The 25,813-nt window shown below is 61.2% G+C and carries 29 protein-coding genes and 2 pseudogenes; 15 read left to right on the forward strand and 16 right to left on the reverse strand.

What is annotated here, in order from left to right:
- The first annotated feature begins 22 nt into the window (after positions 1–22).
- Genes H8F24_RS12650 through H8F24_RS12660 form a run of 3 tightly spaced genes read left to right on the forward strand, consistent with a single transcriptional unit; the run spans position 23 to position 2,933 of the window.
- Positions 23–1,102: an HlyD family efflux transporter periplasmic adaptor subunit gene (locus H8F24_RS12650; RefSeq protein WP_197169861.1), complete on the forward strand. Its 1,080-nt coding sequence runs from the start codon at positions 23–25 to the stop codon at positions 1,100–1,102.
- Complete coding sequence (devC, locus tag H8F24_RS12655) at positions 1,099–2,247, forward strand: ABC transporter permease DevC (protein ID WP_197169862.1); 1,149 nt, start codon at positions 1,099–1,101, stop codon at positions 2,245–2,247. The genes H8F24_RS12650 and devC overlap by 4 nt, the downstream gene beginning before the upstream one ends.
- A 14-nt stretch (positions 2,248–2,261) precedes the next feature.
- Complete coding sequence (locus H8F24_RS12660) at positions 2,262–2,933, forward strand: ATP-binding cassette domain-containing protein (RefSeq protein WP_197169863.1); 672 nt, start codon at positions 2,262–2,264, stop codon at positions 2,931–2,933.
- A 5-nt stretch (positions 2,934–2,938) separates the two neighbouring features.
- Here H8F24_RS12660 and H8F24_RS12665 read toward each other — a convergent pair whose 3' ends face one another.
- Positions 2,939–4,513 carry a class I SAM-dependent methyltransferase gene (locus tag H8F24_RS12665; RefSeq protein WP_197169864.1) on the reverse strand — a complete coding sequence of 525 codons (1,575 nt, stop codon included), beginning with the start codon at positions 4,511–4,513 and terminating at the stop codon, positions 2,939–2,941.
- A 90-nt stretch (positions 4,514–4,603) separates the two neighbouring features.
- Between H8F24_RS12665 and H8F24_RS12670 the strand changes: the two genes are divergently transcribed.
- The 7 genes from H8F24_RS12670 (at position 4,604) to H8F24_RS12695 (ending at position 10,277) form a co-directional block, all read left to right on the forward strand.
- Positions 4,604–5,272 carry an SOS response-associated peptidase gene (locus H8F24_RS12670; protein WP_197169865.1) on the forward strand — a complete coding sequence of 223 codons (669 nt, stop codon included), beginning with the start codon at positions 4,604–4,606 and terminating at the stop codon, positions 5,270–5,272.
- A 74-nt stretch (positions 5,273–5,346) separates the two neighbouring features.
- The gene (locus H8F24_RS12675) at positions 5,347–5,709 is read left to right on the forward strand and encodes a PilZ domain-containing protein (protein ID WP_197154216.1); all 363 of its coding nucleotides are present in this window, start codon (positions 5,347–5,349) and stop codon (positions 5,707–5,709) included.
- A gap of 326 nt (positions 5,710–6,035) precedes the next feature.
- Entirely contained in the window at positions 6,036–6,830 is a 795-nt protein-coding gene (locus tag H8F24_RS12680) for a DUF6444 domain-containing protein (RefSeq protein WP_197169866.1), read from the forward strand.
- A 77-nt stretch (positions 6,831–6,907) separates the two neighbouring features.
- A complete protein-coding gene (locus H8F24_RS19510; RefSeq protein ID WP_231597691.1) occupies positions 6,908–7,195 on the forward strand; it encodes a transposase in 288 nt (95 codons plus the stop codon).
- Positions 7,196–7,244: 49 nt separating this feature from the next.
- The gene (locus tag H8F24_RS12685) at positions 7,245–8,060 is read left to right on the forward strand and encodes an IS3 family transposase (protein ID WP_231598287.1); all 816 of its coding nucleotides are present in this window, start codon (positions 7,245–7,247) and stop codon (positions 8,058–8,060) included.
- 74 nt (positions 8,061–8,134) lie between these two features.
- The gene (gene istA, locus H8F24_RS12690; RefSeq protein ID WP_197169867.1) at positions 8,135–9,730 is read left to right on the forward strand and encodes an IS21 family transposase; all 1,596 of its coding nucleotides are present in this window, start codon (positions 8,135–8,137) and stop codon (positions 9,728–9,730) included.
- Complete coding sequence (locus H8F24_RS12695) at positions 9,645–10,277, forward strand: ATP-binding protein (protein ID WP_231598288.1); 633 nt, start codon at positions 9,645–9,647, stop codon at positions 10,275–10,277. The genes istA and H8F24_RS12695 overlap by 86 nt, the downstream gene beginning before the upstream one ends.
- Here H8F24_RS12695 and H8F24_RS12700 read toward each other — a convergent pair.
- Both H8F24_RS12700 and H8F24_RS19515 read right to left on the reverse strand, forming a co-directional pair.
- Positions 10,208–11,080: an IS3 family transposase gene (locus H8F24_RS12700; protein WP_231598222.1), complete on the reverse strand. Its 873-nt coding sequence runs from the start codon at positions 11,078–11,080 to the stop codon at positions 10,208–10,210. The genes H8F24_RS12695 and H8F24_RS12700 overlap by 70 nt on opposite strands.
- A 10-nt stretch (positions 11,081–11,090) precedes the next feature.
- On the reverse strand, positions 11,091–11,378 hold the full coding sequence (locus H8F24_RS19515) for a transposase (RefSeq protein ID WP_231597691.1): 288 nt from the start codon (positions 11,376–11,378) through the stop codon (positions 11,091–11,093).
- Positions 11,379–11,459: 81 nt separating this feature from the next.
- On the opposite strand from H8F24_RS19515, the pseudogene H8F24_RS12705 reads away from it, so the two are divergent.
- Positions 11,460–11,681, forward strand: a pseudogene (locus H8F24_RS12705) (ATP-binding protein); the annotation flags it as partial.
- 202 nt (positions 11,682–11,883) lie between these two features.
- Here the strand turns inward: H8F24_RS12705 and H8F24_RS19520 are convergent.
- Together H8F24_RS19520 and H8F24_RS19525 are read right to left on the reverse strand one after the other, a co-directional pair.
- The gene (locus tag H8F24_RS19520) at positions 11,884–12,246 is read right to left on the reverse strand and encodes an IS3 family transposase (RefSeq protein WP_231597809.1); all 363 of its coding nucleotides are present in this window, start codon (positions 12,244–12,246) and stop codon (positions 11,884–11,886) included.
- Between the two features lie 136 nt (positions 12,247–12,382).
- On the reverse strand, positions 12,383–12,670 hold the full coding sequence (locus tag H8F24_RS19525) for a transposase (RefSeq protein ID WP_231597691.1): 288 nt from the start codon (positions 12,668–12,670) through the stop codon (positions 12,383–12,385).
- A 136-nt stretch (positions 12,671–12,806) separates the two neighbouring features.
- Between H8F24_RS19525 and H8F24_RS12715 the strand changes: the two genes are divergently transcribed.
- From H8F24_RS12715 to H8F24_RS12725, 3 genes are read left to right on the forward strand one after another with little or no spacing between them, the layout of a single operon-like run.
- Positions 12,807–13,385: a PilW family protein gene (locus tag H8F24_RS12715; protein ID WP_197169868.1), complete on the forward strand. Its 579-nt coding sequence runs from the start codon at positions 12,807–12,809 to the stop codon at positions 13,383–13,385.
- 1 nt (position 13,386) lies between these two features.
- Positions 13,387–13,947, forward strand: a complete 561-nt coding sequence (locus H8F24_RS12720; protein WP_197154252.1) for a GspH/FimT family pseudopilin — start codon at positions 13,387–13,389, stop codon at positions 13,945–13,947.
- 4 nt (positions 13,948–13,951) lie between these two features.
- On the forward strand, positions 13,952–14,293 hold the full coding sequence (locus H8F24_RS12725) for a type II secretion system protein J (RefSeq protein WP_197169869.1): 342 nt from the start codon (positions 13,952–13,954) through the stop codon (positions 14,291–14,293).
- Here the strand turns inward: H8F24_RS12725 and H8F24_RS12730 are convergent, their stop codons facing one another.
- From H8F24_RS12730 to H8F24_RS19535, 10 genes and pseudogenes are all read right to left on the reverse strand, one after another.
- Complete coding sequence (locus H8F24_RS12730) at positions 14,294–15,247, reverse strand: IS1595 family transposase (RefSeq protein WP_197158697.1); 954 nt, start codon at positions 15,245–15,247, stop codon at positions 14,294–14,296.
- 469 nt (positions 15,248–15,716) lie between these two features.
- On the reverse strand, positions 15,717–16,085 hold the full coding sequence (locus H8F24_RS12740) for a hypothetical protein (protein ID WP_197154256.1): 369 nt from the start codon (positions 16,083–16,085) through the stop codon (positions 15,717–15,719).
- A gap of 187 nt (positions 16,086–16,272) precedes the next feature.
- Positions 16,273–16,860, reverse strand: a complete 588-nt coding sequence (locus H8F24_RS12745) for a prepilin-type N-terminal cleavage/methylation domain-containing protein (protein ID WP_197169871.1) — start codon at positions 16,858–16,860, stop codon at positions 16,273–16,275.
- Positions 16,860–17,366, reverse strand: a complete 507-nt coding sequence (locus H8F24_RS12750) for a hypothetical protein (protein ID WP_231597810.1) — start codon at positions 17,364–17,366, stop codon at positions 16,860–16,862. Before H8F24_RS12750 ends, H8F24_RS12745 begins: the two co-directional genes overlap by 1 nt.
- Positions 17,367–17,468: pseudogene (locus H8F24_RS20225) on the reverse strand (hypothetical protein); the annotation flags it as partial.
- A complete protein-coding gene (locus tag H8F24_RS12755) occupies positions 17,453–18,082 on the reverse strand; it encodes a type II secretion system protein J (RefSeq protein WP_197154262.1) in 630 nt (209 codons plus the stop codon). The gene H8F24_RS12755 and the pseudogene H8F24_RS20225, both read right to left, overlap by 16 nt.
- Positions 18,083–18,094: 12 nt before the next feature.
- Positions 18,095–19,720 (reverse strand): hypothetical protein, encoded by a 1,626-nt coding sequence (locus H8F24_RS12760; RefSeq protein ID WP_197169872.1) that lies wholly within the window; start codon positions 19,718–19,720, stop codon positions 18,095–18,097.
- Positions 19,721–19,849: 129 nt separating this feature from the next.
- Complete coding sequence (gene katG, locus H8F24_RS12765; protein WP_197169873.1) at positions 19,850–22,078, reverse strand: catalase/peroxidase HPI; 2,229 nt, start codon at positions 22,076–22,078, stop codon at positions 19,850–19,852.
- 77 nt (positions 22,079–22,155) lie between these two features.
- Entirely contained in the window at positions 22,156–22,518 is a 363-nt protein-coding gene (locus tag H8F24_RS19530) for a zinc-binding dehydrogenase (protein WP_231597811.1), read from the reverse strand.
- Positions 22,519–22,542: 24 nt separating this feature from the next.
- Positions 22,543–23,175 (reverse strand): NAD(P)-dependent alcohol dehydrogenase, encoded by a 633-nt coding sequence (locus H8F24_RS19535; RefSeq protein ID WP_231597812.1) that lies wholly within the window; start codon positions 23,173–23,175, stop codon positions 22,543–22,545.
- A 787-nt stretch (positions 23,176–23,962) separates the two neighbouring features.
- On the opposite strand from H8F24_RS19535, the gene H8F24_RS20030 reads away from it, so the two are divergent.
- Positions 23,963–24,394 (forward strand): prepilin-type N-terminal cleavage/methylation domain-containing protein, encoded by a 432-nt coding sequence (locus H8F24_RS20030; protein ID WP_304623195.1) that lies wholly within the window; start codon positions 23,963–23,965, stop codon positions 24,392–24,394.
- Between the two features lie 349 nt (positions 24,395–24,743).
- Here the strand turns inward: H8F24_RS20030 and H8F24_RS12780 are convergent, their stop codons facing one another.
- Positions 24,744–25,787, reverse strand: coding sequence for an IS5 family transposase (locus H8F24_RS12780; RefSeq protein ID WP_231597813.1), 1,044 nt, complete (start codon positions 25,785–25,787; stop codon positions 24,744–24,746).
- Between the last annotated feature and the right edge of the window lie 26 nt (positions 25,788–25,813).

Raw genomic sequence — 25,813 nt, forward strand, 5'->3', positions numbered from 1 at the left:
ATAGAAGTTGGACGACGGATCCATGCAGGCCACCTGGCTCCGCACGCGCCGCGGCCAGTTGCTGCTCCTCGGCGGTGGGGCGTGCCTCCTGGCGGCGGTGCTGGTGGGGCGGCAGGTGCTGGTGCGGCGGGCGGCGCCTCCCCCACCGGTTGCCGCCGAGCCACCCATCCGCACCGTGACGGCCCTCGGCCGGCTCGAGCCGATCGGTGAGGTGCGCACGATTGCCCCGCCCACGGCCAGCGGCGCCCAGCCCCGGCTGCAGCGGCTGTTGGTGGATCAGGGGGATGGGGTGAAGGCCGGTCAGCTGCTGGCGGTGCTCGACAACCAGGCCCAGCTCGAGGCGTCCGTGGCCGCCGCCCGGGCGGAGGTGAACCTGCTGCGCTCGCGGCTGGCCATCGCCCGCGCCGATGCCGGCAGCGGCGAAGCCAGCCAGCTGGCCAAGGTGCGCTCGCTTGAGGCCCAGCAACGGACGGCGGCCACAGAAGCTCGCCGGTACCAGGCCCTGTTCGCCAGCGGTGCGGTGTCGGCCGAGGAGCGCGACGCGCGCCAGCTCACCCTCGACACCGTGAGCGCCTCGCTGCAGGAAGCCCGGGTGCTGCTGGAGCGGCAGCGGGCCCGCAGCACGGCGGGCTCCGGCGGCACCGATCTCGATGTGGAAGCGGCCCAGCGCGGCCTTGAACAGGCCCAGGCCAACCTGCAACAGGCCGAGGCCGCCCGCGACGACAACCTGATCCGCTCCCCGATCGATGGCAGCGTGCTGCGGGTGTTCGCCCGCGCCGGCGAATCGCCCGGCAACGCCGGGATCCTTCAGATCGGCCAGACCCGGCGCATGCAGGTGGTGGCGGAGGTGTATGAAAGCGACCTGCCGCGGGTCAAGCCGGGCCAGCCGGTGCGGATCAGCAGCCCGGCCCTGCCGCGTCCGCTGGAGGGGCGGGTCGGTCTGATCGGCGCGATCGTGCTGCGCCAGAGCGTGATCAACACCGACCCCAGCGCCAACAGCGACAGCCGGGTGGTGGAGGTGCGGGCGCCGCTGACGCCGGAGAGCAACCTGCGGGCCTCGGGCCTCACCAACCTGCAGGTGCGCGCGGTGATCGGCCCATGAGAACCCCCCTCGGCTGGCTGCAGCTGCGCCACGAACTGGGCCGCTTCCTCGTGGCGCTGGCCGGCATCGCCTTCGCCGATCTGCTGATGTTCATGCAGCTGGGCTTCCAGGCGGCGCTGTACGACAGCAACACCCGGCTGGATCGTTCCTTCAACGCCGATGTGGTGCTGATCAGCCCCAAGGCGCTGAACCTGCAGAACCTCTCCACCTTTCCCCGCCGCCGCCTGTTTCAGGCCCTGGATGTGCCCGGGGTGGTGGATGCCCAGGGGCTGTACATCCGCACCGTGACCTGGCGCAATCCCCAGACCCTGCGCAGCGCCACGGTGCAGGTGCTGGGCTTCAATCCCGACGCTGCTGTGCTGCGGCTGCCGGAGGTGATGGCCCAGGCCGATGCGCTGAAACTGCCCGATACGGTGTTGTTCGACCGGGGCGCACGGGGCCAGTACGCCGAGGTGATCGATCGGATCGATCGGGGTGAGCGGGTCACCACGGAGATCGAGCGGCGCACGATCACGGTGGCGGGTCTGTTCCGGCTGGGGGCCTCGTTTGGTGCCGATGGCACCTTGATGGCCAGCGACCAGACCTTCCTGCGGATGTTTCCGCGGGTGAGCGCCGGCAGTGTGAGCGTGGGGCTGCTCACCCTGGCGCCGGATCAGGACACCGCCGCGGTGGTGGAGGCCCTGAAACGCCATCTTCCCGATGATGTGAAGGTGCTCAGTGACGCCGATTTCATCCAGTTCGAGGAGAACTACTGGCGGGTGGCCAGCCCGGTGGGCTTCATCTTCGGGTTGGGTACGGCCATGGCGTTTGTGGTGGGGGTGGTGATTGTGTATCAGGTGCTGTCGACGGATGTGAATGCCCACCTGCGCGAATACGCCACCTTCAAGGCGATGGGCTTCCGCAACCGCTATCTGCTGCTGGTGGTGATGGAGCAGGCCCTGATCCTGGCGGCGCTCGGTTTCATCCCCGGTGCGGTGATGCCGGTGGGGCTGTATGCGCTGGCCGCCAATGCCACGCGCCTGCCGATCGCCATGACCGCTGGCCGGGCGATCACGGTGTTTGTGCTGACGCTGGTGATGTGCCTGGCCTCGGGGGCGATCGCGACGCGGCGGCTGCAGGCGGCCGACCCGGCTGAGTTGTTCTGAGCAGGAGCCCCGCCATGGCCAGCGCGATCTCGATTCATGGGCTCAACCACAGCTTCGGCCGCGGAGCGGTGCGGCGCCAGGTGCTGTTCGATGTGGCGCTGGAGGTGGAGAAGGGCGAGATCGTGCTGCTCACCGGACCCTCCGGTTCGGGCAAAACGACGCTGCTCACCCTGATCGGCGGGCTGCGGGCGGCCCAGAGCGGCTCGTTGCGGGTGCTGGGCCGCGAGCTGATGGGCGGATCGGACCGGGCCCTCACCCTGGCGCGGCGCGAACACGGCTACATCTTCCAGGCCCATAACTTGCACCGCAGCCTGACCGCCACCCAGAACGTGCGCATGGCGCTGGAGATGCGCGGCACCCTGAGCACCGCCGAGATGGACCGCCGCGCCCGTCGGATTCTGGAGAGCGTGGGGCTGGGCGATCACCTGGAGATGAAACCCGACCAGCTCTCGGGCGGCCAGAAGCAACGGGTGGCGGTGGCCCGGGCACTGGTGGGCGAGCCGCCGCTGCTGCTGGCCGATGAACCCACGGCCGCCCTCGACAGCCGCTCCGGCCGCGAGGTGGTGACGTTGATGCAGCGGCTGGCCCGCGAACAGGGCTGCACGATCCTGCTGGTGACCCACGACAGCCGCATCCTCGACGTGGCCGATCGCACCGTGTCGATGGAAGACGGCCGGCTGCGGTGAGTGGATCAGACCAGCCCCAGCCGCCTGAGATCCTCCATGCCGGCGCCCTGGAACGCGTTCCAGAGTTGTTCCAACTGAGCCAAGGCGGCTTGCTCATCTCGGATGGGCTGGCCCTGCGGATCGTGCAGGGTGAGCCCGGCCATCTGGATGCCCATCCACACCATCTGAACCCGATCGGCAGCATCGAGCCCGAGCGCCTCCACCTGGGCCAGCATGATCTGAGCATCGGCCAGAGGGATGGGCAGCCGTAGCTTGGGGGCCAGCAGCCCTGCGGCTCCCTTCCCCAGCGAAGCGAGCTCCATCACCTTGTGATTGAATGCAGCGATCTCGGCCGACCCGGCTGCCGTGAGGCCCGGTTGGGACCCCGCCGCCAGGGCGGCGAAGGGATCGCATCCCACCAGATTCTTGTCGAGCAGCAGCGCTAGCTGGGGCAACAGTTCGCGGGGGACCTTCCCCAACGCTTGGGCCAGCTCACCAAGACAGCAGGGCCCAGCATCCAGGATCTGATGAACAGACTGGAGCATGGCGGCATCGATGGCCATGGTTCCCATGCTGATCGGGAACTCCTGCTGCGTCTTGAGGGAATCCTGCCGCAGGATCAGGGGGAGAGACGCCAATTCCGCCTGGGTTTCAACGGAACTGGGAGGAACGACTCCACGGGCAAAGAGATCGCGCCGAAATGACTGATTGATGGCCAGGTCGAAGGCAATCTCCCGCATCGCCGCATTCGGCGCTTGGTCCAGCCAGGCGGCCCTGGTGGCATCGAGCATCTGCGGAAAGAGTTCCGGCAGAGAGGCCGAGCCCACATGGGTCAGACCGGTCTGAACACAGGCTCGGTGCATGGGGCCCACATAGAGCGGCTGATGGGTGGCGTGATATTCCCCCATCAGATAGTCACTCGGTGCCTTGCTCAACGCCTGCAGAGCAGTGCGTAATTCCGGATGGAACCTGCCGAGGGGCGATGTGTGGGTGTCCCCATCCCCGAGCAGCTCTTGAAGCCAGGCCGTGGCCTGCTGCAGTGAGGCCTCGCTGGTGTTGTGACCACTCAGCAGACCCAGCTCCAGAGCCAGCATCTGCAGAGGGCTGCGTGACAACCAACCTGGATAGGTGTTGTAGGAGCAGTAGAAGAGTCCACCCGGCTGCAGGTTGTGGCTTGCCGCCTCCAGCAAGGCCTGGCGGGTGTCCGCGTCCACCCAGCTGGCAATGCCATGGGCCAGCACCAGGTCGTAGGCCTCGGGCCAGAGGCGACAGGGGCCGCGATCCGGCGGTCCTTCGGTGAAATCCCGCAGATCCGCCACGGCGAACTGCACATTGCTCAGACCCAGCTCCCTGGCCTGTGTGGTGGCCCGCGCCACATGGCTGGGATGGAAATCGATGCCGAAGAACTGGGCATCGGGATGGGCGGCGGCGTTGAAGATCAGGTTCAGACCGTGGCCGCAGCCGAACTCAAGAACGGTGAAACGCCCCTGCCGCAGATCCCAGCGATGGCGACCGCCAAGCAGGCTGGCGATTGCCAGCCAGGAGACGGCCAGTTCCCGGTGCACAAAAGCTGGGTACAGTCGGTCCTGGCGGTAATCCATGACTCAGGAGATACCTGCTACCGCTTGGAGAATCGCACCAGAATGGGAGATCCAGCGGCTGCCGGCGACGCTGACTGCCACAGTTGACCGATGTGTGGTCGTTATTCTCTCACCAGCCCCATCGACCAGCTGCTGCTGCGTCTGCAGGGTCCGCTGCCGCAAGGCCTGGCGGCCCACTACGCACCGCGGCAGGAGATTGTGGCAGGGGAGCCGGTGCTGATTCAGCGGCAGGAGCATGGCCAGCTGCAGGTGGGGCTGGCCCTGTGGGGCCTGCTGCCGGAATGGCAGAAACAACCGCTGGGTACCCCCCGGCCGATCAATGCCCGCAGTGAAACCGTGGCCGAGAAGGCGAGTTTCCGAGGCGCCTGGCGCCATCGCCGCTGCCTGCTGCCGGCGACTGCCTATCGCGAAGGTCGCGGATCACGCTGTGTGTGGGTGAGCCGCCGCGACCGGCAGCCCTTCTGGCTGGCGGGTCTGTGGGACCGCTGGATCGGCCCGGATGGCAGTGAGGTGGAGAGTTGCTGCGTGCTCACCACCCGCGCCAATGCCTTGGTGGCTCCGTTCCACCCCCGCATGCCGGTGATCCTGCCGGACGGACTGGAAGACGCCTGGCTGCAGCCGGCGAATGGAGCTGCCCTGCGGGCCCTCGAACCCCTTCTGGAGCCCGTGGAGCAGGGCGACTCGTGGCAGGCGGACCCTGGACCTGCCAGGGGCCGGGCGCTTGGACCGGATCAGCAGATGACCCTCTTCCATCTCTGAGGTAACCCGCTAGCGTGATGGGGGATACCAGCGAAATGCCAATGTGGAGGAGCGCTGAATCAAGAGGATCGGGCGTGGCCAACAGGAGCGAAAAGAAAGGTTTTTCCCCACGCAAGGAGCCCCGCTTCAGTGTGCCGGCGTTCTCGGTTCAGATTGCTGCGATTTTAGAGATCGATGGCCAGCAGTACAAAGCTCGCCTATGGGATGTCAGCCTTTCAGGCTGCTGCATCGCCATTCCTGACAAGGAGGGATCCCCTGTGCCCGGGGATCATGGCCAGGTGCTCATCCGCAATCCCAGTCCGGGTGATCCTCTGGTGAGCAACGCTACCGTGATGTGGATGGATCATGTGGGATCAGCGTATTTTGTCGGCTGCAAATATGACAAGCCGATTGAGCTGAAGGGGACGTTTTTGTCGGTATATGAGCAGAAGAGATGAATAAATCTTACAGTGTTATCCGTCTCGCGCTAAAATAGGCATAGGAGTGGTCTTATCGTCTGATTTAGGGAGACGCAAGTCCCTGGCTCAGGCTAGATGTAAAAATGCATAGAAAAAGCAGGCAGTGGTTACATGAAGTTCGCCATCAACCCATTGATAAAGGCAAGGCAGAGAACCGGTTTGATCCAGAGTTCTCTTCGGCTTTCTCAGCCTCTTACCAAGAGTACCCGTTCAGGAGTCGGGACAGCTCGCAACGAACATCGGGCTTGCTGAACCCTTGACGGTGGCTTGATTCCTGGTTGCATCTCAGTAAGAGACTCCTTGCCATGACCACCCCACCGGCCGGGATTTCAGAAGCCGATTGGGCCGCCACCCCGGTGGGAGTGAAGGCTGGATTTCTTGAGCTGGTCAGTCAGTGCCAGAGGCAGCAACAGGAGATCGAGCAGCTCCGCATCCAGCTCACCGCCCTGGCGACCGAACTGGCCCATCTGCGCGAGCGGATCGGCCGCAGCTCCCGCAATTCTTCCAAGCCTCCCTCCAGTGATGGCCAGGGGTTTAAGCCGCCCGAACGACGCAAGGGCAGTGGCCGCAAGCGCGGCGGCCAGCCGGGCCATCCCGGATCTGGGCCGGAGCTGCTGCCGATCGAGCGGGTGGATGAGGTGGTCGAGCACCACCCCCAGGCCTGCCGCCGCTGCGGCACGTTGCTACAGGGTCAGGATCCCGAGCCCTTGAGGCACCAGGTGATCGAGATTCCACCGATCACGCCTCTGGTGATCGAGCACCGGCTGCACCGCCTGGTCTGCCCCTGCTGTACCACCAGCACCTGTGCCTCGTTACCGGCGGAGGTGGAAGTAAGCCATTACGGTCCCCGGCTCAGTGCTCTGGTGGGTCTGCTGGGTAGTGCCTTCCCGTTGAGTTTCAGCAAGACCCAGGCGCTGCTGGATCAGCTGCTGGGGGTACAGATCAGCCGGGGAGCGATGGCCACTATCCGCCAGCGCTTGAGTGCAGCACTGGAGCAGCCCATGCAGGAGGCCCTTGCGTTTGCCCGTCAGCAGTCGGTGGTCTATGTCGATGAAACCGGTGCCCCCACCGGTAATGCTGACGGTGGCAACCCCGATTGAGGTGGTCTGGCTTTTCTGGACAGGCCCCATCGTTAACCTCTGAGGCGGGGTACCGCCCCTGAAAGGGGCTCCCACCGATGAGCAAGCGCCGCACCCACAGCCCCGAGTTCAAGGCCAGGGTCGCCATGGAGGCGATCAGTGGCCGCAAGACGATCCAGGAGATCGCCGCCGACCACGCCATCCACCCGATCCAGGTGAGCCAGTGGAAGCGGCAGCTCCTGGACGGTGCCAGCGAGCTCTTCACCCGAGGCAAGAAGACCAAGGACAAGGAGGAGGGGCAGGCCAAGGAGGCGGAGCTGTTCCAGCAGATCGGACGGCTGCAGATGGAGCTGGAGTGGCTCAAAAAAAAGTCTCAACTGCTCTGATGCCCGTGAACTGCGCAAGCTGGTCGATCACGACCACCCCGAGCTCAGCATCAGCAGGCAGTGTGCGCTGCTGGGGCTGCCTCGATCCACGCTGTACTACCGGCCGACACCGGTCCGTGTATCGACGCTGCGGATCATGGCCAGGATCGATGCTCTCTACCTGGAGGATCCCTGCAGCGGCAGCCGCCGGATGGTGGACTATCTGGCCCAAGATGGTATCCCGATCAGCCGAGATCGAGTGCGAAACCTCATGCGGCGCATGGGATTACGGGCGATCTACCAGAAGCCCCGGACGACGGTTCCAGGTGATCCGTCCGTGCGGTTCCCCTGCCTGGTGGACCTCACGCAGGTCACGTCGGTGGATCAGGTCTGGGCGACCGACATCACCTACATCCCTCTGCAGAAAGGGTTCCTCTATCTGGTGGCGATCATGGATCTCCATTCCAGGCATGTGCTCAGCTGGAGGCTCTCCAACAGCCTTGACACGAAGTTCTGTCTGGAGGCCCTGGAGATGGCCTTGGGAGGCGGCCGTAGGCCAGAGATCTTCCACTCCGATCAAGGCTGTCAGTTCACGTCCGCTGACTTTGTGGCCAGACTCAAAGGGGAGCGGATCCAGATCAGCTGGTCCGGCAGAAAGCGGTGCTACGACAACATCCTTGTTGAACGGCTGTGGAGGACTGTCAAGTACGAGGAGGTCTACCTACGGGCATACAGCGATGGCTGGGACGCTGAAATCAGCCTGGCCCGCTTCCTGTGGCGGTATTGCCATGTAAGACCTCACAGTTCCCTTGGAGGCAAAACTCCCCACGCGGTCTACACTGAGGCCGAACCATGTTCCACCCGTATCCGGCGACAATCTGGTTGAGGGGCGCGCCAAACAGGTTGACCGCTCCTGAGGGGCTCTGCTGAATCCGGTTGCCATGCGCAGGGCACCGGCTCATGCCTGCTCCCCTCACCGCTCAACAGATTGCGCTGTACATGTCCAAACGACGAGCCGGCAGCCGCCAGGAGGTGGCTGCCGCAGCGGCGGGCATTTCGGTGAGCAGTGCCCACCGCATTGATGCTGGCCGCCTCCAACCCAAAGCCGCCAAGCCCCGTGGCCGGCGGCGGCCCGATCCATTGGCTGAGGTCTGGGAGCCCCTGTTGCTGCCGCTTCTGGAGCGCCATCCAGCCCTGACGCCCACCACCCTGCTGGAGCACCTGCAGGAGCAGAAGCCAGATCAAGACTGGAGTTCGCTCAAACGCACCCTGCAGCGGCGGGTGCAGCAGTGGAAGGCCTTGCACGGTCCAGCGCCGGAGGTGATGTTCCCGCTGGCCTACCAGCCTGGAGAGATCGGCTTCTGCGATTTCACCCGGCTGAAACGGGTGGCGATCACCCTGCGCGGCGAACCATTTCCCCACCTGCTGTTCCACTACCGCCTGGCCTGGAGCGGCTGGGCTTATGGGCAACTCATCCATGGTGGCGAGAGCTTTGTCGCCCTTTCAGAAGGGCTGCAGAACGCCCTGGCCGCCTGCGGTGGGGTGCCCAAGGAGCTGCGCACCGATCGACTGTCGGCCGCCAGCCGCAATCGGGATGGCAGCTACGCCCTCGACATCACCCCCCGCCACCAGGCGCTCTGCGCCCACTACGGCCTCAGTGCCAGCCGCAATAACCGCGGCGTGGCTCACGAGAACGGCATCATCGAGGCTCCCCATGGCCATGTGAAACGTCGGCTGGAGCAGAAGCTGATCCTGCGGGGCAGCTGCGATTTCGAGGAGCCCGCCGAATACGCCCAGCTGCTCGCTGAGGTGTTCTGTGCCCTCAACGCCCCCCGGCAGCAGCGTTACGAGCAGGAGCTGGAGCACCTGGGGCCCCTGCCGGCCTTCCGCTTTGCCGACTACGAGCTGCTCACAGTGCGGGTGCGCAGCACCAGCACGATCGAGGTGCGGCAGGTGATCTACTCAGTGCCGCCCACCCTGATCGGCCGCCAGGTCATGGTGCGGCTGCACCACGACCGGCTGGTGGTGTTCCTGGGCAGCGACTGGGTCTGCCAGCTCCCCCGCCTCTATGGCGCCTCTGGTGGCAAGCGGGCCTGGTGCATCGATCTGGAGCACCTGATCGATGCCCTGCGGGCCAAGCCCCGGGCCCTGCTCCATTGCCGCTACCAGCGCTACCTCTTCCCTGATTCCCGCTGGTGGGACTTCTGGCAGCAACTCCTGGTCGGCGGTGACCGTGACGCCGCTGCCCGGCTGATGGTCGAGGCCCTGTATGTGGCGGTGCGGGTGGCCTCCTATGCGCTGGTGCTCGCCTTCCTGGAGCAGGCCCAACGCCGCCAGACCCTTTCGCTGTCGGCTCTGCAGCAGCGATTCCGCGTTCCTCCCCGTTGCCAGAGCCTCCCCGATCCCGCCATCCCCCAACACCTGCTGGCTACCTATGACCACCTCGTCCCCATGCCCGCGCTCTGCGGCGGTGGAAGCGGCGCTGCCGCTCCTGCTCAAACAGCTGAAACTGGCGCGCTTCCGCAGTCACTGGCAGCCGCTGGCCGATCAGGCTGATGCCCAGGGCTGGAGCCCGGGCCAGTTCCTCTACGCCCTCTGTGAGCAGGAACTGGAACAACGGCAGATTGCCCGCCAGCAACGCCTGCTGCGCGGTGCCCATCTCCCGTGGCAGAAAGGTCTCGATGGCTTTGACCACCAGCACCTCGAGCCCCACCACTGGCAGGAGCTCCAAGGCCTGACGCGGCAGACCACCTGGCTCCTGCAGGCGGAGAACCTGCTGCTGTTTGGTCCCAGCGGTGTGGGCAAGACCCACCTGGCCATTGCCATCACGATGGCGATGGCGGCGCAGGACCAGGCCTGCCGCTTCTTCCCGGCCACCACGCTGGTGCAGCTGCTGCAGAAGGCCAAGGCGGCCTACGACCTGCCGGCGATGCTCCAGAAGCTCGATCGCTATGCCCTGCTGGTGATCGACGACATCTCCTACGTGCGCCGCAGCGAACTGGAGACCTCGGTGCTGTTTGAGGTGGGTGCCTTTTATTGGACAGTTCCGGCCCCTGACATCGTTAACCCAGGACGGGTGGAACATGGTTCGGCCTCAGTGTAGACCGCGTGGGGAGTTTTGCCTCCAAGGGAACTGTGAGGTCTTACATGGCAATACCGCCACAGGAAGCGGGCCAGGCTGATTTCAGCGTCCCAGCCATCGCTGTATGCCCGTAGGTAGACCTCCTCGTACTTGACAGTCCTCCACAGCCGTTCAACAAGGATGTTGTCGTAGCACCGCTTTCTGCCGGACCAGCTGATCTGGATCCGCTCCCCTTTGAGTCTGGCCACAAAGTCAGCGGACGTGAACTGACAGCCTTGATCGGAGTGGAAGATCTCTGGCCTACGGCCGCCTCCCAAGGCCATCTCCAGGGCCTCCAGACAGAACTTCGTGTCAAGGCTGTTGGAGAGCCTCCAGCTGAGCACATGCCTGGAATGGAGATCCATGATCGCCACCAGATAGAGGAACCCTTTCTGCAGAGGGATGTAGGTGATGTCGGTCGCCCAGACCTGATCCACCGACGTGACCTGCGTGAGGTCCACCAGGCAGGGGAACCGCACGGACGGATCACCTGGAACCGTCGTCCGGGGCTTCTGGTAGATCGCCCGTAATCCCATGCGCCGCATGAGGTTTCGCACTCGATCTCGGCTGATCGGGATACCATCTTGGGCCAGATAGTCCACCATCCGGCGGCTGCCGCTGCAGGGATCCTCCAGGTAGAGAGCATCGATCCTGGCCATGATCCGCAGCGTCGATACACGGACCGGTGTCGGCCGGTAGTACAGCGTGGATCGAGGCAGCCCCAGCAGCGCACACTGCCTGCTGATGCTGAGCTCGGGGTGGTCGTGATCGACCAGCTTGCGCAGTTCACGGGCATCAGAGCAGTTGAGACTTTTTTTTGAGCCACTCCAGCTCCATCTGCAGCCGTCCGATCTGCTGGAACAGCTCCGCCTCCTTGGCCTGCCCCTCCTCCTTGTCCTTGGTCTTCTTGCCTCGGGTGAAGAGCTCGCTGGCACCGTCCAGGAGCTGCCGCTTCCACTGGCTCACCTGGATCGGGTGGATGGCGTGGTCGGCGGCGATCTCCTGGATCGTCTTGCGGCCACTGATCGCCTCCATGGCGACCCTGGCCTTGAACTCGGGGCTGTGGGTGCGGCGCTTGCTCATCGGTGGGAGCCCCTTTCAGGGGCGGTACCCCGCCTCAGAGGTTAACGATGGGGCCTGTCCAGAAAAGCCAGACCACCTCAGTTTGAGCTGATCTGCCACCGCTACGAGCGGAAATCCCTGCTGGTGACCAGCAACCAGCCGTTCCGGGAGTGGGACGACATCTTCCCGAGCGGATCGATGACCGTGGCCGCGGTGGACCGGTTGGTGCACCACTGCCACATCATCGGGATCAAGGGCGAGAGCTACCGGCAGAAGGCAGCTGCCGCAAGGGTTTCCAAGGATTCCAGCAACCCGCCAACGTAATTGACGCGGACGTCATGGCCGCCACGATCAACGGCAACACCGGCCCAGCCCGGCAAAACCAAGGCGGCGACACGAAAACTGGCCCTCTCGCCATGAGATTGAGGCCAGAACCACAACTTGATTGACGCGCCACGACAGCCATGGGCACGATCGAGGCCCCATCAGGATTTCAGGCCTGGTGCCGCAGCAAAATTCAACCGGCTCACCGGTCAACCTGATTGGCACAAGCCATCAACCTGATTGACACGGGACACCTGGAATGGAGATCCATGATCGCCACCAGATAGAGGAACCCTTTCTGCAGAGGGATGTAGGTGATGTCGGTCGCCCAGACCTGATCCACCGACGTGACCTGCGTGAGGTCCACCAGGCAGGGGAACCGCACGGACGGATCACCTGGAACCGTCGTCCGGGGCTTCTGGTAGATCGCCCGTAATCCCATGCGCCGCATGAGGTTTCGCACTCGATCTCGGCTGATCGGGATACCATCTTGGGCCAGATAGTCCACCATCCGGCGGCTGCCGCTGCAGGGATCCTCCAGGTAGAGAGCATCGATCCTGGCCATGATCCGCAGCGTCGATACACGGACCGGTGTCGGCCGGTAGTACAGCGTGGATCGAGGCAGCCCCAGCAGCGCACACTGCCTGCTGATGCTGAGCTCGGGGTGGTCGTGATCGACCAGCTTGCGCAGTTCACGGGCATCAGAGCAGTTGAGACTTTTTTTTGAGCCACTCCAGCTCCATCTGCAGCCGTCCGATCTGCTGGAACAGCTCCGCCTCCTTGGCCTGCCCCTCCTCCTTGTCCTTGGTCTTCTTGCCTCGGGTGAAGAGCTCGCTGGCACCGTCCAGGAGCTGCCGCTTCCACTGGCTCACCTGGATCGGGTGGATGGCGTGGTCGGCGGCGATCTCCTGGATCGTCTTGCGGCCACTGATCGCCTCCATGGCGACCCTGGCCTTGAACTCGGGGCTGTGGGTGCGGCGCTTGCTCATCGGTGGGAGCCCCTTTCAGGGGCGGTACCCCGCCTCAGAGGTTAACGATGGGGCCTGTCCAGAAAAGCCAGACCACCTCAGCCCGAGGTATTCGATACTCTTCAAACTATTAGATTATCACATTCAGAATACATCTATGGCAACATTGCACTCTCTAAGCCGTCGAACAGATGCTTTTGCTTATGACCAAAAAGTTCAACCAGTTGAATCGGATGGATTCACTTTGATTGAAATCCTTGTTGGTGCAGTCTTATTGGCGATAGTGGCTGGTATGGCAGGAAGTCTGGTTATGGTTTCTAATCGATCTCTAACTCAATCAGAAGCCTTGGCAAATGCAGGATCGGCGATTGATAAGAATATTTCAGAGATTAGGCAGATTGCAGAGCGATTTACTTGCTGTAGTGGTACGTGCACTTCGAACCCAGGGGCAAGCGCAAAGTGCACTGGATCTCCGGGCAGCTCAGATTACTATTATCCAGATCCAACCAATACTTCAGATGTAACCTTTTTCGAAGAGAGTTGTGCGAATACCAATGCACGTAGTCTTGTGACACCTCTGAAAACTGAGATAGATAATACTCCTGCTGTCTCAGGTGTCGTGCGCACATCGGCAATTGATGATTCAGCCGCTCATCGCATTAGTGTGACTTACTCAGCGGGTGGCAGCAGCCGGGTGTTTAAGGTGTCTCCAGCAGTGGCTGCATGGTGCCCTTGAAATGAAAGCTGATCAAGATTCCAATCTGAATGCATTTACGCTGGTCGAGCTCATGATCACAGTAGTGATCATTGGCATTGTTTCAGGAATTACAATCTCAATCATTGGAAATGAGTTAAGACGTGAGAAAGTGAACACGGTAGTCCAAGAGTTTGTTGGTTGGCTTGAGGCTATTCGTGGTGCTTCGCTTGCGCGAACAAGCACAATCACTACTTCTGGCGGATGTCAAGTTACGATTAGTTCGCCATCTGCAAATCAAGGGTCTGGCAGCACTGTGGCCACTGTTTCTCCGGCAGAATGCTCGCCAAGTCCAAATTTTATTCTGACTGATGTTGCAGCAGGATCCAGTACTTTTTCTTGGGCAACAGCAAATCAGACAATAACATTCACTCCACGCGGTTCCATTGCAGAAACGTCAGATATAACTTTCAAGATTGTCCAGTCAGGAACCGCTCCTCTGCGCTGTGTGAGAGTGAGTGCGGGATTGGGGCTAATACGCATCGGCAGAAATGACTCAGCCACGCAAACTTCTGCATCTTGCACTGATTACATAAAGTTTTAGCATCATGAAGCCTCTCGTTTGTTTAAATTGGAATAGGTTGGCGAGTCGCAATGAATTTTCAATCGTTGGCCGCAAAAGCTTTTGTTTGCCTGGTTTTACGCTTGTCGAATTATTGGTAACAATCGCGGCTGGTGCATTCCTTATGGCCGGCGCAGCCAGCTTAATCACAAGTCAAATCAGAAGCAACATTGTATCGGAATTGGCTCAAAGAGTGAGAGATGACGCAAATCGATTAAATTTCCTTCTTCAAACAGAAGCCGGCGAAGCTATAAGCATTACACGAAGCGGAAGTATTCCAAACAATTGTGGCGAATCGGGCACTACTGCATTTCAATTTGGCTCTTGATTAGGTAGCAAGCTCCGCATTCCTGAGGTGACGCTCGGGACGTGCGGTGCAGATACAGACGGCATGAACCACCCGGTCCGTCATCGCCGAAAGATTGAAGCGCCGGTTGAAGCGGTAAGTGAAGGCGCCCAGGTAGCGGTCGGCGTACTTATCGAATCGCAAGGCGTGAAACGTGCCGCTGAAGCTGGTTTTCAGGTTGCTGAGTATCGTGTTGATCCAGTGGAATTCAGGCAGCTCATTGGGATGGCGTCCGTTCACTACCACAGGGTGATGGAAGCAACCGACTTCTGCCACGGCTCGGAAGCAAGCCAGTCCATCAGATACCACTTCACACCCTATCGCCAATGAATCCTGGGCCCAGTCAGCGATAGCTGCAAACGAGAACGTCGGGACTGTTGAAAGCTTCACATGAACCGGGCAGCCAGTGTCATCAAGGGAGACGGCGGCAACGATGGGGACCTTGTTTTCCGATCCTCGACCTGTCTTGCCACCACGTCGTTCTCCCCCAAGGTAGGCATCATCCACTTGCACCTTTCCCCGCAGGACATAGGCCTCCTCCCGCTCGCTCATCGCCTGCATGATCTTGTTGTGAACCAGCCACGCGGTGCGGTAGTTCACTCCGAGATGGCGCATCAGGGCGAGGGAGGAAATGCCGGTCTTGGCCTGTCCCACCAAATAGAAAGCGAGGAACCAGGTCGTCAGGGGTAACTTGGTCGCCTCCATGATGGTACCGGCCGTGAGGGTGGCCTGATGGCGGCAGTTCCGGCACTGGTAGCGCTTGTGGCGCCGGCCATGGATGATCCCATGCTCCTGAGTGTGACAACGTGGGCAACGAAAGCCATCTGGCCAGCGCGCTTGCTCAAGTGCGGCCTCACACTTCTCCTCTGTGCCGTAGAGCTCTATGAACTGAGGCAGAGAAAGACTCGGCTGGAACTGGATCCGATTCATGGCCATAGCGATCCCGACGGGTACATGTGTATCAGTCTACGCGCTGGAAGGGCTCTGACGGAGCTTGCTACCTAATCAAGATTTGGCTTGAATGTTCCGCCGCTCACTGGTGATTCGGATGATGCAGTCGCTGATGCTAAAGCCATAACCTTCTACAATAAAACAGTTTCAGGTGTTACTAGCATCTGGAGATGTGGTCCACCGATTCAGAGGAATGGATCGCTGGATTTTGATTCTGCATCTCCTGTAAAAAGCCTTTTAGTTGAGAATGCGAGTTTAACAGTTGTCAATACCTGTGGGACAACTGTTGTCGGTACTACGGATACAAGAATGGTTGCTTACCAACCAATTTTGAGTGATACACCATCCAGCTATCAGCCCCCTTGCAATATTCTTCGAGCAAGAGCTCTTTTCATTACGGACTAAGGCTGACATCTGCTCTGTCACAGCTCCTCCCCCCGCTGCATCCTCTCCATCAGAAATCACCCGGGTCGCAGCGGCTGAACAGCCGAATCGCATCAGGCTCCAGCGGCAAACCACCGCGGTAGCGCTCGGGGATCAGCCGCTCCAACGTGCCCCTGGCCGCTTCAAACTTCTGTTTTGCCTGCTCGTAGGCCGCACTCCCGGGGGGCTGTTGGCTCGAAATACTGATCCAGAGGCTTTGGCGCTTCTGCCGCTCCCGCTCGGCAGCTTGCACCTCCTCCTGATGGAGTCGGCAGTGGATCAGGCGGTCCTGGGAGGGGGCGGTCTGGGACGCCGACGCACTGCTGGATGGCCGTGCTGCTTCGTTCACAGACTGCTGCAGTTTCCGCCGGGCCGCGAGCCGCCGATCAATCGACGCCATACACACCCGCATCGCCTCCACCCGCCCCTGCGGGGCATAGTTCGCCTGTACCTCTTCAATGCAGGCGCGGCGTCCGGCTTCAGAAGCTTCCGGAAACCGTGGCTTGGGTTGGACACACCCCACAGTGAATCCCGCTGCCATCAGAAGGAGTACTGCAAGAGTTCTCAGCTCAGAAAACAATGGCAATTCAATAGCAAATGCCAGACGTGGCATCGCAGTTGCGGGCGGTGGTGCGGGCTTCACTGCTGGCCGAATAACTGACTCCGCTACCATCAGATCGGCTGCTCATCGTGAGTGTATACGTCATGTTGGTGGCGTTCACAATTGAGACCTCTAACGTTGCACGCTCCACCAGCATGGCATTCACCACCGTATTGAAAGTCAAGGAGCCATCATCCGCGATATCTGGACCGCAACGCCAAAGATTCCCGTTATTATTGTAGTAATAAATTCCACCCGTGCCACCCGCTGGATTGGGTACCGTAATCGCCAGATAGGGGCTAGCTACAGAGGCGCAGGCCCCCGTGCCACTCGCGAGGCTGACGCTCAGCCCTTCGCGCACCTCCGTATCCACAAAATAGTTCACACGCCCCCAGTGATCACGCAGCCGTTGAATCGCCTCCTGGCTGGAGTTGGAGCGGATATCACCTGTAAGGATTCGAGCGGCGGCGGCCAGGATCACTGCCCCAATCGCAGACGCAATCAGAAGCTCCACCAAGGTGAGGCCGGCAGCGGACGCCGGAAGCCTGCAACGACGCTGGGAGGAACGCTCCATCAGAAGGATCCGGGGTAAAGACAAGTGCCATTCACGGCAGTATCGTTGTAGCCGATTCGCACCACCCCCAAAGGCGACGTGAGCTGCACGCAGCGCATCGGCAACCCACCATTCAGTGCGATCCTGATTTCCAGATCATTCTCGGTTCCATTGGATAAACCCCTCGCCGTGCCCCGTGGCGTAAAGGTGAAGGTGGCCGGATCCGAGCTGATCGCAAACACGTCATTGCCGGCATTGGAGAGAATCCGCAGCGGTTGTTGGCTCATGCAGGTGTTCGGCACCGTCACAGCGGCATTGGTCACTGGCGCCGCCGATGCAATCACCGCACCAGCAGCGGCCGCGCTGGCAGTCTGGATGGTGACACGACAGCCCGTACCCTTCAGCGCCGAGCGCCGCACCGCCTCCAGCCAGCCGTTCAATTCCATCGCCACCGCATTCACCCTGCTTCGCTGCCACTCCCTCACGCCGAGCACATTCACCGCCACAGCGGAAAGAATGCCGATCACCGCGACCGTGATCAGCAGCTCCGCGAGGGTGAAACCGCCTGTGCGGCGTCGACAGCCCCTGCCCCACGCCCTGGGTTGCCGCCGGGTCAGATGCGTGGACACCAGGACACCGTGGCAGGACTGAGGGTCATCTGGCGCATCACCTCGTTGGAGGCAAGATTGGTATAAGTCACCGTATACCGGTGCGCGCCGCCCTGGGTCGCTGAATCCACGGCGATGGTGCGCTGCAGGCCGGTGGGAACCGGCAGATCGGTTTCGATCAAGGCCTTGAGCTCCGTAACCAGGTCGAGATTGTTGAGATATCGGCATCGGTCCTGCACAGCTTCCAGTGCGGTTTCAGCCGTATCGGCGATTCCGTCATTATTGGTGTCGGGCTGTGTGCTGCTTGGTGCGGCGTCGGGAAAGAAGTCGTCCTTCGTCATCGGTGGTGCCGAGGAGTTGTCTTTCTCATGGATTTCGCAGGTGCCACTGCGGCAGGTGAAGCGATCGTTGTAGCGCTGGATTAAAGCGAGATCGGCGTCAATCGCGCCCTCCTGCTCATAGCGCTGACCAGTGCGAAAGCTATTCATACTGCTGGTGACAGAGATGGTTACTGCGCCAACCAGAGTGATCAGCAGAATCACACTGGAAATCAGAAGCTCAATCAGGTTGAAGCCCGCCTCACCAGAGCGGTGGCCCGAACGGCATGTCGCCGTTAACAGATAGGCTCGATGCAACTGGGAAGCCATTCAAAAGAACTGAAGCGACTTGGTTGCGCGGGTCACAAAGTCCATCATCGGAAATTCCTGTGTGGGGGCCGTGCCACCCATGCCCATCAGATCGAGAACCTGGGAGATTCCAGAACCAGGGATGGTGAAGGTGATATTTCCATTGGCGCCGAGCTGATCGATCCACATCACCCCCTCAAAGCCTCCATTGCCCCCAATCGTGATATCACCATTGGGGAAATAGGCAAACAACTTTAATGCCGCTGCGCTACCATTTCCGATCTCTACAATCTGGTGAGGGCTGCAAGTGCGGCTGGCGGAAGGCTGGCAGCCAAACAGGGTGAAGTCTGTAATGGAGGATGGAACACTGCCGGAGTTGTTGGTGTTGATATGGATAAACCCCCCATTGTTGCGCATGTCAATTGTCTCGGTGCTGCCGCTCTGGCTATTGGGAAAGTAGATTCTTAGGGGGCCTCCACGGGTATCAAAGGTGATTGTTCGGTTATTGGCGCCGAAGTCAAGCGTATTGATCGAGCAAGTGGTGACGGGCGGTGTAGCAGCATCGCGCATGCAGACGCTTTGAAAATTTGCGGGCCAACTGGATAGTGCCACCCCTGTATCCAGTAACAGGTTGCCGCCACTGGCGGGGAGGCCATTGTCATCAAGGTCTAGATTGCAGGTGGATGTGTTCTGATCTAAACACGTCGTAATCGGGGGTGCTGGAATGCTTGGCATCGATGCATCCACAATTTTTACGCTCGTGCCCAGATTCTGGTTTACATTCACGCTGCAGGTGCTGGAGGCAATGCAATACACGAACGGAATCAGATTCCCCTCACCTGTGAGGATGCTCGCAGCAGAACCTAAAATCGTGATCTCTCCAGTCTCGTTTTCCGCCGCACCTCCCACGATGCCGATGCCGATGGTGGGGCAGGGGCGGGTGTCACTGCCAAAGGCAGCGCCAAAGCCCCCCAGAGATCCCCAGCAGCATTTCGGCACGACTTCGAAGGTGCGGCGCAGGGTTGTGGTGGCAATCAGGGTGTTATTGCGATAAGCCATCCCTCTCACCGTGATCGTGATCTCTCCAGCACGGCCGGGGAACTCCGGTCCGCCAAACCCATCGGGGTCGTATCCGGTGGTGACCTTGAAGCTCTCGGTACCGTTGGCGTCCGAATCATTCCGCGTGGTGGGCATACCTGGCTCCATCTGGCTCGACGCGGCTGGCTGGGTCACGCTCACCAGCTGAAAGCGCCGCTCTGTATCGATGATCTGCTGTGCCTTGAGATCGGCACTGGCAGGAAAGGCGCCACTGAGCAGCGGCAAGTCGGTGGTACAAAACGATCCGGCTACCCCTTCGTTGGTTGAACTCTCGATGTAGGTGCGGTTCTGGGTGTTCAGCACCGAGGCATTCACCAGCAGCCTGCGGTTTCGCTCCCGGTTGAGCTCGCTCACGATCCGCGTCATCCCGATCTCGGCCGCCTCCCTGGCTTCGCGGCTCTGGGCCTGCCAGGCGGCACCCATCCAGCCGAAGCTGATGCGGCCCATGGTCGCCACACCGGTCAGCAGCACCCCGAGGGAGAGCAGGAAGACAATCACAAGCGAGAAGCCCTGTTCGGAGGTGGGCGACCCTGGTTGCTGCCGGTTCATGGAACTCACCCGACCCCTTCCGCCTCTTCACCCTAGATCCGCTGCTGCACGCGCACCACGACTGGCTGGCTAGTCAACGCCAGCACAAAGCTTCTCAGGCAAGTTTACTCCAGAAGCTGGTTGATGCGATCAGTTGATGCGATCAAGATTCATCACTTTGTCCCAGGCTGCAATGAAATCCGCCACGAACTTCTCGCCGCCATCGTTCTGCGCATAGACCTCCGCGATCGCCCGCAGCTGGGAGTTGGAGCCGAAGACCAGATCCACCCGGGTGCCGGTCCAGCGCAGAGCACCGCTGTGGCGGTCGCGGCCTTCGAAGGTTTGGGCATCACCGGCCTTGGCGGTTTCGGCGATGGGCGTCCAGACCGTGCCCATGTCGAGCAGGTTCACGAAGAAGTCGTTGCTGAGGGTGCCGAGCCGCTGGGTGAACACGCCGTGGGGTGAGCCGCCAGTGTTGGCCCCCAGCACCCGCAGGCCACCCACCAGCACCGTGAGCTCCGGTGCGCTGAGGGTGAGCAACTGGGCCCGGTCGATCAGCAGCTCTTCGGCCCGCATCGCGAAGGCGCGCTTCTGGTAGTTGCGGAAGCCGTCGGCCTGGGGCTCCAGGGGCTCGAAGGAGGCGGCATCGGTCTGCTCCTGGGAGGCATCGGCCCGGCCCGGCCTGAAGGGCACGGAAACTTCATGGCCGCCGGCCCGGGCAGCCTGCTCCACGGCCGCGCAACCCGCGAGCACGATCAGATCCGCCAGGGAGACGCGGGTGCCAGGGGCTGGCGTGGCGCTCTGGGCTGCGATCTGCCTGGCGTTGAACTGCTGCTGGATGCCTTCGAGCACCGCCAGCACCTTGGCCAGCTGCTCGGGCTGGTTCACCTCCCAGTTGTTCTGGGGGGCCAGGCGGATACGGGCGCCGTTGGCGCCGCCGCGCTTGTCGGAGCCGCGGTAGGTGGAGGCCGAGGCCCAGGCGGTGGCCACCAGTTCCGGCACCGACAGCCCCGAGGCCAGCACCTGATCCTTCAGGTCGGCGATGGCGGCGGCATCGATCAGGGGATGGTCTATGGGTGGAATCGGGTCCTGCCAGATCAGGTCTTCGGCGGGCACTTCGGGGCCGAGGTAGAGCGCCTTGGGCCCCATGTCGCGGTGGGTGAGCTTGAACCAGGCGCGGCCGAAGGCGTCGGCGAAGGCCTGCTGATCCTGGTGGAAGCGGCGGGCGATCGGTTCGTAGATCGGATCGAAGCGGAGCGACAGATCGGCGGTGGTCATCATCGGCCGGTGCCGCTTGCTGGGGTCGTGGGCGTCGGGGATCAGGTGCTCCTCGCGCACATCTTTGGCCCGCCACTGCCAGGCACCGGCCGGGCTTTTCTCCAGCTCCCACTCGTAGCCGAACAGCATCTCGAAATAGCCCCGATCCCAGGTGGTGGGGTTGGGCTTCCAGGCGCCCTCGATGCCGCTGGTGGTGGTATCGGCGCCCTTGCCGCTGCCGAAGTGGTTGTTCCAGCCCAGCCCCTGCTCCTCGAGGCTGGCCCCTTCCGGGGCGGGCCCCATCAGCTCCGGACTGCCGGCGCCATGGGCCTTGCCGAAGGTATGGCCGCCGGCCACCAGGGCCACGGTTTCCTCATCATTCATCGCCATGCGGGCGAAGGTTTCGCGCACATCCCGGCCGGAGCCCACCGGATCGGGCTCGCCATTGGGGCCTTCGGGGTTCACATAGATCAGCCCCATCTGCACGGCAGCCAGGGGGTTCTCCAGCTCGCGCTCGCCGCTGTAGCGCTCATCGCCGAGCCAGGTGGTTTCGCGGCCCCAGTAGATGTCGTCTTCCGGTTGCCAGATGTCGACCCGGCCGCCGCCGAAGCCGTAGGTGGGGAAGCCCATCGATTCGAGGGCACAGTTGCCCGTGAGGATGATCAGATCGGCCCAGGAGATGCGGTTGCCGTATTTCTGTTTGATCGGCCAGAGCAGACGGCGAGCCTTGTCGAGGTTGCCGTTATCGGGCCAGCTGTTGATCGGCGCGAAGCGCTGGTTGCCGGTGCCGGCGCCACCGCGACCGTCGGCGGTGCGGTAGGTGCCGGCGCTGTGCCAGGCCATGCGGATGAACAGGCCGCCGTAGTGGCCCCAGTCGGCCGGCCACCAGTCTTGCGAATCGGTCATCAGGGCATGGAGATCGCGCTTGAGGGCAGCGAAATCCAGCTGGCTGAAGGCCTCGGGGTAGTCGAACGCTTCGCCCAGAGGGTTGGAGGCCGGGCTGTGCTGGTGCAGGATCGCCAGGTTGAGCTGGTGGGGCCACCAGGCCTGGTTCGCGGACCCTCCGGATGCGGCGGTGGTCGCAGCGCGCCCCGCAAACGGGCACTGGCCAAGCTCAGTCATCGCGGTGCGGCAGCGGGAGGGAGTCGTCCACGGGGTGGAGTCGTTCCCCTCGACCGTATGCACACCTGCCTGGAGGGTCAGGCGCCCATCACATTCCGTAGTGGCGCGGGATCGAGTCGTGGCTCTGGATCGAGCCTGACCACGACATTGCCCCGCTTGCGCCCGGTGTCGACATAGCGATGCGCCGCCACCATCTGCTCGAACGGATAGCAGCGATCCATCACGGGCCGGTAGGCCCCCGTCTCCGCCAGATCTGCCAGGGTTGCTACGTCTTCCGGGCGCACAGTGGCGGGCCCGGCGATCACCCGCCGGCCCGAGATCAGCGATTGCCAGCCGCTCAGCAGCATGGCGGGCAGATCCGCCACCAGCAGCAGCAGACGCCCGCCAGGCTTGAGCGAGCGCCGGCAACGCTTGAATGGAGCCGTGCCGACGGTGTCCATGATCACGTCGTAGCGGTTGCCGTTCTAGGTGAAGTCTTGCTGGGTGTAGTCGATCACGTGCGTGGCACCGAGCGAGCGCACCAGATCCAGATTGGCGGTGCTGCACACCCCCGACACCTCGGCGCCGATGTGCCTGGCCAGCTGCACGGCTGCGGTGCCAACGGAGCCAGACGCTCCATTGATCAGCACCCGCTCGCCCCGCTGCAGCTTCGCCCGGCGAAGGAAATCCAGCGCCGTGGTGCCGCCGAAGCAGAGGGCAGCGGCCTCCTCGAAGGAGAGGGTGCTGGGTTTCGCTGCCACAGCACCATCCTCCGGAAAACAGCGGTACTCCGCATGGCAGCCCATGGTGGTATCGCTGAAGCCAACCACGGAGTCGCCAACCTGGAAGCGGCTCACCTCCGCGCCCACGGCTTCCACGACCCCAGCCAGTTCCGTGCCCAGGATCGGTTGCCGCGGCCGCCGGATGCCGGCCACCAAGCGGATGATCAGGCCAAAGCCAGCCGGCACCTCAAGGCTGCGCATTCTCCAGTCGCCTGAGCTCACGGTTGTGGCATGGATCCGGATCAGGATCTCGTTGGACTTGGGGGTGGGTTTGTCGACTTCCTGCAGCTGGAGGACTTCGGGTGGGCCGTAGTGGGTATAGGTGAAGGCTTTCATGGGTGGCGTGATTGCGGAGCGAATGCAGGTGTTTCACCGTGCGAGGTCTGCGATCTTTGGGGGGCTTGATTGTGATTAAGCAGTATCATTCAGGCAATGGCGTGCTCGGCCCGGGCATCCTGCTGGCCCGCAGGGATTTTGAGAAAGCTGAACAGCGATCAGCCGACTCCATCCCATCTGGGGTGAGTATCTTCACCCACAGCCGCCTGCTGACAGAATTGCAGCTGCTCTGGGTACAGGCCTTGCTCTCGACAGTAGGTACTGAATTCGGTGGCATTCATGCCAGCGGTAGTGAGTACCTCCGTGACTTGTCGGTGGCCCCCCAGCTCTCAGGACCCTTCTCTGATCCCGGCACCCTGTCTGACGGACGCAAAACGTCGCATCTTGGCAACAGGATGGCCCTCAGGTCAATGGGTGGTCAGGGAGCCATCAGGCTTCTGAATTGGTGTGCGACCCGAGGGCCAAGGCGTGGTGGAGACTCAACTGGAACCAGAAACAAACGTAGGCCAAGCCACGCCTGATCAATCGCTGCAGAAAGCCCTTGGAAACTTAAGGAATGGTGAGCCATTGCCACAAAAGCGCTAAACATGCCCTTAGAGGATGGTCGTGTGGAGTCGATGTTTTAAGTGACTTCCCACTAGGAGCAATCCCTCGCTAAGTCCAAATCGATTCCGCGGCAAGGCATCCACGTCATGATTACTTCAGGCTTAATGCCGTTTGCTTCAGATTTGACATATTTGGCATGAAGCCCAAAGGCACCTATGCTGACAGCAGTCATTTTTGAGCCATGAACGCCAAATCAAAGCTCGCCTTGCTTCGCACCCTCAGCAAAGAGCGAAAAGGCCTTGCCAAGGGTTTCACCTTGGTGGAACTGATGATTGTGGTGGCCGTGATCGGCATTCTTTCTGCCGTTGCATTGCCTCAATACCTACAAGCCCGGAATGCAGCTATAGCCGGATCTGCAATCGGTGAGGCTATTGGCATAGCCAAGGAGTGCGCAACGTTTGCAGCATCTGACATTGGCGCAGCACCCACTTTGGCGGCGGGTGCTTCTGTTGTGGCGACCACTGCTTGCACTGTTGATGGTGGTGTATACACGGCAACATGGCCGGTAGGTGTTGTTGGTGTCCGATGCTTAAATCAAACATCTACTGCTGCAAATACTACGGCAACAGTTACTATTGCTGACAATGGGGCAATGTCTTGCGTGATTAGTTAGTGGTGGTTAACGGGTTGCCTAAGGCTTTGCATAAAGTCATTTAAAATCCCTTGCCATCACTAGGGAGAATTCATTTCCATTTTATGCATTTGCTGCGCTCATCAACTGCGGGGAGCTATTCCCCGCTTTTCTTGAGTAAATGCATTCTTGGGGTGCTCGAATGATCGCCAGTCAGCAAATATGGTTAAATCGCCTTGGTTCAGGAAATATTTGTATAAGGGCACCTCGAAAAATTAGCTGTTTCCCAGTGTTCTGCAGGCATGCAAAAAGCCGCCAATGGCGGCAGGCAGCAGAATTTTGTATCGGCGACTGAGCTTTTTACTGCGCTATCGGATACTCCTTCGAGGATTCATGCCACCACTGGTGCATGGCTGATGCGCTGAAGATAGCGAAGGAAGTTGAAGGCCAGATTCTTGAGCCCCCACCATGCCTCGTTCCTTGCCAGCCCAATCTTTCGCGTCAGCTTCCCACCCATTGACATTGTCATGCAGCCGAAGACATGCTCCACACAAGCTCTAATGGCTGACTTGACGCGATTAAGGTCCTTGGCGGCGGCGCTGAGCGGGTGATTGCGAGCGCCCTTATCGTGGATCAAGCTTTCGAAGCGCCCCAAGCTCAGCAGATCTTCAAAGCACTCACCTGAATAAGCTGAGTCTGCCCAGACATAATCATGTTCATTCTCCGGATCCAGCAGCCGTGGAAGCATCTGACTGTCATGAATATTGGCAGGTGTAATAGCATATCGGCGGATAAAGCCATGGTCGACGTCAATGCAGATGCTGTTCTTGTAACCGAAGTAGTTGATGCCGTTCTTTTTAACCCAGCGAGCGTCTAGATCCTTCTGCCGCAGGCGATCTGGGTTTTCTTCCCAGCCTTCCGGCAGCCTACCAGCTTTGATTTCCTTGTTCTCGTCACGGGTGTTGCGCTGTTTGGGAACAGGTACGAGAGTCGCATCAATAATCTGACCACCACGGGCTTGGAGTCCCTGTGAGCGGAGGTATGCCTCGAACATCTCGAAGAGCTCCCCAATCACTCCTGCTTTGCGCAGCCTCTCCCTGAACAAGGCGACTGTGGTTGCGTCAGGAATGTTGTTCATCACACCCAGTCCCACAAACTCCTCAAAGGAACGCCTGTCATTCACCTGGAACTCAAGCTCGTCATCGCTGAGGTTAAATAGCTGCTGGAGAACAAGCATCTTGAAAAGGATCAGCGGATCAATCCGCTTACGCCCTGCATTGCTCTTGCGATCCTGCGCGTATCCTTGGTCAAGTATCGGCTGGAATTTATCCCATGGGATCGAATCAGACAGCCGCTTGAGAACCGGCTTCTTCTCCTGGAGCTTTGCGACCCTTTGCTGTTCGTCCCAAAAACCTCTTTGGCCCACCGCTGGCATACAGTCTGACTTCCTGATTCTATCGC

It is taken from the genome of Synechococcus sp. CBW1002, from assembly GCF_015840915.1.
Lineage (GTDB): Bacteria > Cyanobacteriota > Cyanobacteriia > PCC-6307 > Cyanobiaceae > CBW1002.

What these genes read in the sequence shown, in the direction of transcription:
- H8F24_RS12650 (WP_197169861.1), top strand. Translation starts at nt 23, where the DNA reads ATGCAGGCCACCTGGCTCCGCACGCGCCGCGGCCAGTTGCTGCTCCTC.
- devC (WP_197169862.1), top strand. Translation starts at nt 1,099, where the DNA reads ATGAGAACCCCCCTCGGCTGGCTGCAGCTGCGCCACGAACTGGGCCGC.
- H8F24_RS12660 (WP_197169863.1), top strand. Translation starts at nt 2,262, where the DNA reads ATGGCCAGCGCGATCTCGATTCATGGGCTCAACCACAGCTTCGGCCGC.
- H8F24_RS12665 (WP_197169864.1), bottom strand. Translation starts at nt 4,513, where the DNA reads ATGGATTACCGCCAGGACCGACTGTACCCAGCTTTTGTGCACCGGGAA.
- H8F24_RS12670 (WP_197169865.1), top strand. Translation starts at nt 4,604, where the DNA reads ATGTGTGGTCGTTATTCTCTCACCAGCCCCATCGACCAGCTGCTGCTG.
- H8F24_RS12680 (WP_197169866.1), top strand. Translation starts at nt 6,036, where the DNA reads ATGACCACCCCACCGGCCGGGATTTCAGAAGCCGATTGGGCCGCCACC.
- H8F24_RS19510 (WP_231597691.1), top strand. Translation starts at nt 6,908, where the DNA reads ATGAGCAAGCGCCGCACCCACAGCCCCGAGTTCAAGGCCAGGGTCGCC.
- istA (WP_197169867.1), top strand. Translation starts at nt 8,135, where the DNA reads ATGCCTGCTCCCCTCACCGCTCAACAGATTGCGCTGTACATGTCCAAA.
- H8F24_RS19515 (WP_231597691.1), bottom strand. Translation starts at nt 11,378, where the DNA reads ATGAGCAAGCGCCGCACCCACAGCCCCGAGTTCAAGGCCAGGGTCGCC.
- H8F24_RS19520 (WP_231597809.1), bottom strand. Translation starts at nt 12,246, where the DNA reads ATGGCCAGGATCGATGCTCTCTACCTGGAGGATCCCTGCAGCGGCAGC.
- H8F24_RS19525 (WP_231597691.1), bottom strand. Translation starts at nt 12,670, where the DNA reads ATGAGCAAGCGCCGCACCCACAGCCCCGAGTTCAAGGCCAGGGTCGCC.
- H8F24_RS12715 (WP_197169868.1), top strand. Translation starts at nt 12,807, where the DNA reads ATGGCAACATTGCACTCTCTAAGCCGTCGAACAGATGCTTTTGCTTAT.
- H8F24_RS12720 (WP_197154252.1), top strand. Translation starts at nt 13,387, where the DNA reads ATGAAAGCTGATCAAGATTCCAATCTGAATGCATTTACGCTGGTCGAG.
- H8F24_RS12725 (WP_197169869.1), top strand. Translation starts at nt 13,952, where the DNA reads ATGAAGCCTCTCGTTTGTTTAAATTGGAATAGGTTGGCGAGTCGCAAT.
- H8F24_RS12730 (WP_197158697.1), bottom strand. Translation starts at nt 15,247, where the DNA reads ATGGCCATGAATCGGATCCAGTTCCAGCCGAGTCTTTCTCTGCCTCAG.
- H8F24_RS12740 (WP_197154256.1), bottom strand. Translation starts at nt 16,085, where the DNA reads ATGGCGTCGATTGATCGGCGGCTCGCGGCCCGGCGGAAACTGCAGCAG.
- H8F24_RS12745 (WP_197169871.1), bottom strand. Translation starts at nt 16,860, where the DNA reads ATGGAGCGTTCCTCCCAGCGTCGTTGCAGGCTTCCGGCGTCCGCTGCC.
- H8F24_RS12760 (WP_197169872.1), bottom strand. Translation starts at nt 19,720, where the DNA reads ATGAACCGGCAGCAACCAGGGTCGCCCACCTCCGAACAGGGCTTCTCG.
- katG (WP_197169873.1), bottom strand. Translation starts at nt 22,078, where the DNA reads ATGACTGAGCTTGGCCAGTGCCCGTTTGCGGGGCGCGCTGCGACCACC.
- H8F24_RS19530 (WP_231597811.1), bottom strand. Translation starts at nt 22,518, where the DNA reads ATGGACACCGTCGGCACGGCTCCATTCAAGCGTTGCCGGCGCTCGCTC.
- H8F24_RS19535 (WP_231597812.1), bottom strand. Translation starts at nt 23,175, where the DNA reads ATGAAAGCCTTCACCTATACCCACTACGGCCCACCCGAAGTCCTCCAG.
- H8F24_RS20030 (WP_304623195.1), top strand. Translation starts at nt 23,963, where the DNA reads ATGAACGCCAAATCAAAGCTCGCCTTGCTTCGCACCCTCAGCAAAGAG.
- H8F24_RS12780 (WP_231597813.1), bottom strand. Translation starts at nt 25,787, where the DNA reads ATGCCAGCGGTGGGCCAAAGAGGTTTTTGGGACGAACAGCAAAGGGTC.